A 7,151-nucleotide genomic window follows, 5' to 3' on the forward strand; every position below is an offset into this window, starting at 1 on the left:
GGCTATATTATTATCAAGTGTTCTCCTCTCTTTAAGGATCGGCAGACGGGATTAGCCAGCAGCAGCAGGCTCGTCCCTCTTTTTTTTGAGATAGAAACTAAGTAATTCAAAATTTATAGGGAACAGGGAACAGGGAACGGGCAACAGGAAAAAAGATAGGTCTTCTTCTTAAACTCAAATAGGAATCCTATAGTCAATTAAATTTTGATAGGTATTTTAGCTGTTGAATGTATGCGACCCGAAGATACGAAATCGGTTACGTATTATATTTTGTAATAAAAGTAATATACGCTACAATTTTTTAGAAAATCTGATGCGGCTCCTGAGTATCTGCTGACAATCTTTGAATTTGCTCAGTAGAAGTTGTCAGGTTGCTACCAAAGATTAAGTTTTTCGATTTTGCAGTTTAAATTTTGAATTTTAGATTTTTTATGACTTCTAGTTCCTTATTTGATGTAATTGTCATTGGCTCTGGGATTGGTGGATTGGTGACAGCAACCCAGCTAGCAGCAAAGGGAGCTAAAGTGCTGGTACTAGAAAGTTATTTGATACCAGGTGGTAGTGCGGGTTATTTTGAACGGCAGGGCTATCGCTTTGATGTGGGAGCTTCAATGATTTTTGGCATGGGGCAGAATGGCAGCACAAATTTACTCACCCGTGCTCTTGATGCTGTGAATACCAGTTTAGAGACAATTGCCGATCCGGTGCAGATTCACTACCATCTTCCCGACAATTTAGATTTGAAAGTTGATCGGGTTTATGAAAATTTTTTGCAAAATCTTACTGCTTATTTCCCTCATGAAGAAAAAGGGATTCGTCGTTTTTATGACGAATGCTGGCAAGTTTTTAATTGCCTCAACAGTATGGATTTGCTGTCACTAGAAGAACCTCGGTATTTGCTGCGGGTATTTTTGCAGCATCCTTTAGCTTGTCTTGGTTTAGCCAAGTATTTACCGCAAAATGTTGGTGACGTGGCGCGGCGCTACATCAAAGATCCCCAGTTATTGAAATTTATTGATATGGAGTGTTACTGCTGGTCGGTAGTTCCAGCTAACATGACACCAATGATTAATGCTGGCATGGTTTTTTCTGATAGGCACTATGGCGGAGTTAATTACCCTAAAGGTGGGGTAGGAAGAATTGCTCAAACATTGGTAGCTGGTTTAGAAAAGGCTGGCGGTAAAATTCAATATCAAGCAAGAGTAACGAAAATCATTACTGAACGCGGAAAAGCTGTAGGCGTGCAGCTAGCTAATGGTCAAGTCTATCGGGGTAAACGCATAGTTTCTAACGCTACACGCTGGGATACTTTTAAAAAATTATTACCTGTAGAGTCAATGCCATCTAATGAGAAAAAATGGCAACAAAATTACGAAAAATCACCCGGTTTTTTGAGTTTGCACATGGGCGTTGAAAAGTCAGTTTTACCTCAGGGTACAGAGTGCCATCATATATTGCTCGAAGATTGGCAGCAAATGACAGCAGCACAAGGTACAGTTTTTGTTTCGATTCCCACTTTGCTTGACCCAGATTTAGCTCCTGCGGGATATCACATCATTCATGCTTTTACACCTGATTGGATAGATAATTGGCAGGGAATGAGCGAGACTGAGTATGAAGCAAGCAAAGAAGCAGCAGCATGGCGAATTATTGAGCGATTAGAGCAGATTTTTCCCGGTTTGGATGCGGGATTGGATTATTTAGAGGTGGGGACGCCCCGCACCCATCGCCGCTTTTTGGGACGAGAAGATGGCACTTACGGGCCAATTCCCCGGCGCAAGTTACGCGGGTTGTTGGGGATGCCATTTAATCGCACGGCGATTCCGGGATTGTACTGTGTAGGGGATAGTACCTTTCCTGGTCAAGGATTGAATGCGGTAGCATTTTCTGGCTTTGCCTGTGCCCATAGAATTGCCGTAGATTTGGGATTGTAAGCTAATGCTTGTCTTGAAAATGGGGAACAGGGAACAGGGAACAGGGGAAGAAGGATTTTCACCCCTTGGTTGTAGGATTTTCCCGTGATTAGCTGTCTAGAAAAAATAATTTCTCTCTCATAAAATCGAAATGATTTCCTCCCTAGGGTAACGACACAATCCAACCAAAGGAACAGAAAATTTTTCTGGAAAGCTACAACGATCGCAATGAAGAGTGCTGAGTTAAAAGACCGCCCACACAACTGGCTCCTCAGTACTTAGCACGCTCGTGTGGTCAAACAGAACAAGACTATAGGAGAGTCCCAAAGATGAGACTATTGCGCTTACCATCGGGAAGAGAAATTCCTGTGTTAGGGCAGGGAACATGGAGGATGGGAGAGGAGCGGACTCAGCGACCAGCCGAGATAGCAGCACTGCGTCTCGGATTAGATCTGGGGATGACGCTGATCGACACAGCAGAGATGTATGGCGAAGGCGGTGCAGAAGAAGTGGTTGGTGAGGCGATCGCCGGACGCCGTGATGAGGTCTTTCTGGTCAGCAAGGTCTATCCGCACAATGCGACACGGCGGGGTACTGTTGAAGCTTGCAAGCGCAGCCTTAAGCGGCTCAAGACCGATTACCTCGATCTCTATCTGCTTCACTGGCGCGGATCGGTGCCATTAGCAGAGACACTGGAAGCGTTTCAATTACTCAAAAAAGCGGGGGACATCCGGGATTATGGCGTCAGCAACTTCGATCTTGATGATATGGAAAATGCGATCGCCTTACGCGGTGGCGACGAAATTGTCACCAATCAGGTGCTATATAACTTGATGCAGCGTGGCATCGAGTGGGACCTGCTTCCTTGGTGCCGCGATCGTAGCATTCCTATCATGGCTTACTCCCCAATAGAGCAAGCACCGCGCGAACCAGGAGGGATGTTGCAAAATCCTCATCTCAAAGCGATCGCCGCACGTCATAACGCTACACCAACCCAAGTGGCTTTAGCATGGCTGCTGCACCAAAAGGATATTATCGCCATCCCGAAAGCCAGCAATCCAGCGCACCTCCGGGAGAATCGCGCGGCTTTGGAATTAACGCTGACAAATGAAGATTTAGCGGAACTTGACCTAGCCTTTCCACCGCCACACAAGAAGACGACACTGGCAATGAGATAACAATCATTATCTGCAATCATTGCTGTAGAACGGATATTCCAGATGAGCTAAACAACAGAGATGACAATGAAAATTTTGATGGTATTGACTTCTCATGACAAGCTTGGCAACACGGGTAAAAAAACCGGGTTTTGGTTAGAGGAGTTTGCTGCTCCTTACTACGTATTCAAAGATGCAGGCGCAGAAATTACCCTGGCTTCTCCCAAGGGTGGACAACCGCCACTTGACCCCAAAAGCGATGAGCCAGATGCGCAAACTGAGGCAACCCTTCGCTTTCAGCAAGATACGGACGCGCAAACGGTTTTAGCAAACACGCTCAAGCTGTCGACTGTATCTGCCGACGATTACGATGCTGTGTTCTATCCTGGCGGTCACGGGCCTTTGTGGGATCTGGCTGAAGATCCAGATTCTATTGCTTTAATTGAAGCTTTGTATGCGGCTGGAAAGCCTGTGGCCGCAGTTTGTCATGCTCCCGGCGTATTGCGCCATACCAAAACTGCTGATGGCGCTCCCCTGGTACAAGGCAAGTCTGTGACCGGCTTTACAAATTCAGAAGAAGCGGCAGTTGGGCTAAGCAATGTCGTGCCTTTTCTGGTAGAAGACGAGTTGAAAAACAACGGTGGCAAGTATTCCAAGACCGATAACTGGCAGCCTTATGTGGTGAGCGATCGCAATTTGATTACTGGTCAAAATCCCGCTTCTTCTGAACCCGGAGCAAAACTGCTTTTGCAACAGTTGCAACCACTGATGCGCTAACTAGACGAAAGCTTTTACTCCTGTATGCTGACCGCCATCTCGCCCTGGAATTGATTCTCAGGCGGGATGGCAACGAAGCGGGAGATTTACAAGATACGGGTAATCACAAAGCTTGGTGCTTGAGGCGGTAGAAGTTGTGGTACACAGTTGGCGAGGGGTTTTATCGATGTGCCGCATTCTTTTTTCAAATCGGGATTATTTTTCACGGGAAAGTAATTTTGAAGTTCATCAAATTTTTTCTTAAATCTATCCGGAATTGGCGATCGCTACTTGTAAATTTATCGCGGCAGTATATAATCTCTGACGGTTTGTCAGTTTTATATTTTTGTAACCAATACTTGTTGTTAATTACTTAATCTTCAACTCACGGATAGTTTTAACTAATGCGACTCACACACAAAAAAAATATTGTCAAAACAAGCTGGATATTAGCCAGCTTTTTAAGTACCTTGTTGGTTGGTTCAACTGTGAAAGCCGCTACAGTCGCCAATTGGCATTTTGATAGTAATCGCAATCATTTGGACTTCACCACAGATGAAAATGTGCAACCAAGAGTCCAACTGCTGGCTAATCCTACTCGTCTAGCCATTGATTTGCCAGGAGTTACCCTTGGATATCCCCAAGTAAGTCAAAGAATAGGGCCAGTAACTCAACAAATTCAGATAGGACAGTTTGGTGCCAATACTACCCGCATTCTAATTACCTTAGCGCCCGGTTACACCTTAGATCTAGCGCAAGTTAAGCTGCAAGAAGAATCTCCCAATCATTGGTCTGTGCAGTTACCCCAACTAGTTAGAATGGCAGTAACTCCGCCAAGTATTCCACCAGTAGTTACTACAGAGCAACCCAGCACTCCGCCAACAGTTAATAACAGGAATTTATTTGCGGGTGTTGTACCCTTGAATTCATCAATGAAGGCTTTAGAACCTCAGATTAAAGCCTTGATGAATCGCTACAGTTTTCTGCAAACAGGGATGTTTTTCCTAGATTTGGATACTGGGAATTATTTGGATATTGGAGGCGATCGCGTTTTCCCAGCAGCCAGTACAATTAAACTGCCAATTCTCATTGCCTTTTTTCAGGATTTAGACGCTGGTAAAGTCAGGTTAGATGAAAAGCTGACGATGCGCCGTGACTTGGTAACCAACGGTTCTGGCGTGATGCAGTATGAGCGAGTTGGTAAGAAATACTCGGCTTTAGAAACCGTCACTAAAATGGTGACTATTAGTGACAATACCGCCACCAACATGATTATCGATCACTTGGGTGGGGCGGCTAAACTTAATCAGCGTTTCCGCAGTTGGGGACTGAAAGACACGGTAATTAGGCGTCTGTTAGCTGATTTGAGAGGAACCAACACCACCAGTTCTCAAGACATGGCGAGAGTGTTGGCTTTGTTAGTAAATAACAAATTAGTTTCTCCCTCAAGCAAAGAGCAAGCTTTGGATATTCTGCGTCACACGAGTATTCACACTCTGCTTCCCGCAGGTTTAGGGAAAGGCGCAGTTATCGCCAATAAAACTGGAGATATCGGTTTTCTCATTGGCGATGCAGGATTTGTTACTATGCCAAATGGTAAGCGTTACCTAGCAGCTATCTTTGTAAAACGTCCTTATAAAGATTCTCGAGGTAGAGACTTTATTCGCCAGGTTTCCCAGCTTGTTTACAATTACCTCAATCAGCCAAATCCTGTGGCTGCGGTTGGTTCTTCTAACAACGGGAATTTCTAGAACATTCAGTAATAAACCAGTTGTAGTATAAATGTAGGGTGGGCAATGCCCACCTTACTATTTGTTGTATAAGTCAATTTCGTTAATGTTAATTGTAATTGGTTTAACCATTTGATTAAACCGTTAGAGACTTTGGAAGAGATATAAAAATGAAAACTGAACACGAAAGAGAAGAATTAATTAAAGCTATCAACTTACTGTTAAATCAAGCATACGACAGTACGCTTGATGAAATTTATGCTTTTTTGCAAAAAAATGATGATGAAGAGGATGAAGAGGATTTAAAAGCTATCAAAGAAGCTAGGGAAGATATACGTATTAACGGTACAGTGTCTTGGGATGAATATATGGACGAATATAAGAGAGAAAGTGCGTGACTTATCAAATTAGATTTTCTAGAGGTGCAATTAAACAACTTAAGAAACTACCAACAGATATTAAAGAACGAATCGATTCAAAAATTCTAAATTTAGCAATAGAACCTCGTCCAATAGGTGTGAAAAAATTACAAGGTGATGCTCATTCCTATCGTATTCGAGTAGGAGATTACCGAGTTATTTATGAAATAGAAGATGATTTTTTGTTAGTCACCGTGATTAAAGTAGGGCATCGTAGCGACGTTTATAAAGATGATAGTTGACAAAGTAGATAGCTTCTACATTAATAGATATTAAGCAATATTAGAATCTTATCTTGGCTTAAATCCAATACAGTTGAGTGAGCGTCAAAAACCTTAACCTATGTAGGTTGGTGAGCCAATGCGCCCTTGCGGTTTCTCAACAATCGAGCAAGTGGCGTTTGAGGAACGTAGACGCAGAGAGGCTTCTTGCAAGGAACTCAACATTTCCTGGGGTAGGTTGGGTTCTCACACAGTAAGCTCAACCTACGATTATCCTCTTCTGTTTTTAAGCGGGAATGCGACTATCTTGCTGGGATACAAAAGCTAAAATAATGTCTTCTTCTGGAATACCTGTATCGATTAAATCTTGAGTAATTCCTGATTCCATGCCATCGTACTCAATAATAACTTTTTCTCCTAATAAGGTTACGTAAATTAAATTACCTCTGACTCGTTTTTCTCTGTCCCATCCTACTTGCATCAATGCATATCTATCTTGGGATTCATCAAAAATAGTATCTAACCTGATATTGCCATGTGATGGTCTGAGTTTTGAGTATTGAGTTATTACGTCCTTAATTATTTGACGATACCTATTTAGCTTATCCATTTTGTTATTTCAGCCCTTTGTAAATTTATAATAATCATTTTTAATGGTAGCTCGTTAATTACAAGCTCACCTATTGGTTCCTGAAAAAAATCTTCATAAAGAGTATCACTAATCGCTAAGTAGACATCACGTCCTGAATCTACTTTCTGCAAAAGTAATCTATATAAAACATACTGTCCAATTGCTTGCTCTAAATCTTTAATTATTGATTTAGCTCTAAATTCTTTAATCTCTATTGCAATCCGGCTATTGTTTTTTTCAGCCCCAATCAAGCTACCATTAATAGTATTAACCCAAGTTGCGGGTTATCGAATGATGTGTGCTTGTCACCCCTCAACAATTTAT

General features: G+C 42.6%; 8 protein-coding genes. 6 read left to right on the plus strand and 2 right to left on the minus strand.

All coding sequences use genetic code 11. The features are described from left to right. Positions 1–431 precede the first annotated feature (431 nt). From crtH to BV372_RS27430, 6 genes are all read left to right on the plus strand, one after another. Positions 432–1,934 (plus strand): carotenoid isomerase, encoded by a 1,503-nt coding sequence (crtH, locus tag BV372_RS27405; RefSeq protein ID WP_086689640.1) that lies wholly within the window; start codon positions 432–434, stop codon positions 1,932–1,934. Positions 1,935–2,242: 308 nt separating this feature from the next. After that, the gene (locus tag BV372_RS27410; RefSeq protein ID WP_086689641.1) at positions 2,243–3,091 is read left to right on the plus strand and encodes an aldo/keto reductase; all 849 of its coding nucleotides are present in this window, start codon (positions 2,243–2,245) and stop codon (positions 3,089–3,091) included. 60 nt (positions 3,092–3,151) lie between these two features. Continuing rightward, positions 3,152–3,847 carry a type 1 glutamine amidotransferase domain-containing protein gene (locus BV372_RS27415; protein WP_256973483.1) on the plus strand — a complete coding sequence of 232 codons (696 nt, stop codon included), beginning with the start codon at positions 3,152–3,154 and terminating at the stop codon, positions 3,845–3,847. 383 nt (positions 3,848–4,230) lie between these two features. Continuing rightward, positions 4,231–5,577 (plus strand): serine hydrolase, encoded by a 1,347-nt coding sequence (locus BV372_RS27420; RefSeq protein WP_086689642.1) that lies wholly within the window; start codon positions 4,231–4,233, stop codon positions 5,575–5,577. A gap of 149 nt (positions 5,578–5,726) precedes the next feature. After that, on the plus strand, positions 5,727–5,954 hold the full coding sequence (locus BV372_RS27425; protein ID WP_086689643.1) for a hypothetical protein: 228 nt from the start codon (positions 5,727–5,729) through the stop codon (positions 5,952–5,954). Further along, positions 5,951–6,217: a type II toxin-antitoxin system RelE/ParE family toxin gene (locus tag BV372_RS27430; protein WP_086689644.1), complete on the plus strand. Its 267-nt coding sequence runs from the start codon at positions 5,951–5,953 to the stop codon at positions 6,215–6,217. Before BV372_RS27425 ends, BV372_RS27430 begins: the two co-directional genes overlap by 4 nt. Positions 6,218–6,482: 265 nt before the next feature. On the opposite strand, the gene BV372_RS27435 is transcribed toward BV372_RS27430, so the two are convergent. Together BV372_RS27435 and BV372_RS27440 are read right to left on the minus strand one after the other, a co-directional pair. Beyond that, positions 6,483–6,806 carry a XisI protein gene (locus BV372_RS27435; RefSeq protein WP_086689645.1) on the minus strand — a complete coding sequence of 108 codons (324 nt, stop codon included), beginning with the start codon at positions 6,804–6,806 and terminating at the stop codon, positions 6,483–6,485. Then, entirely contained in the window at positions 6,794–7,078 is a 285-nt protein-coding gene (locus BV372_RS27440; protein WP_256973484.1) for an element excision factor XisH family protein, read from the minus strand. The genes BV372_RS27435 and BV372_RS27440 overlap by 13 nt, the downstream gene beginning before the upstream one ends. Between the last annotated feature and the right edge of the window lie 73 nt (positions 7,079–7,151).

The organism is Nostoc sp. T09 (assembly GCF_002154695.1).
In the GTDB taxonomy this organism is placed as follows: Bacteria; Cyanobacteriota; Cyanobacteriia; order Cyanobacteriales; family Nostocaceae; genus Aulosira.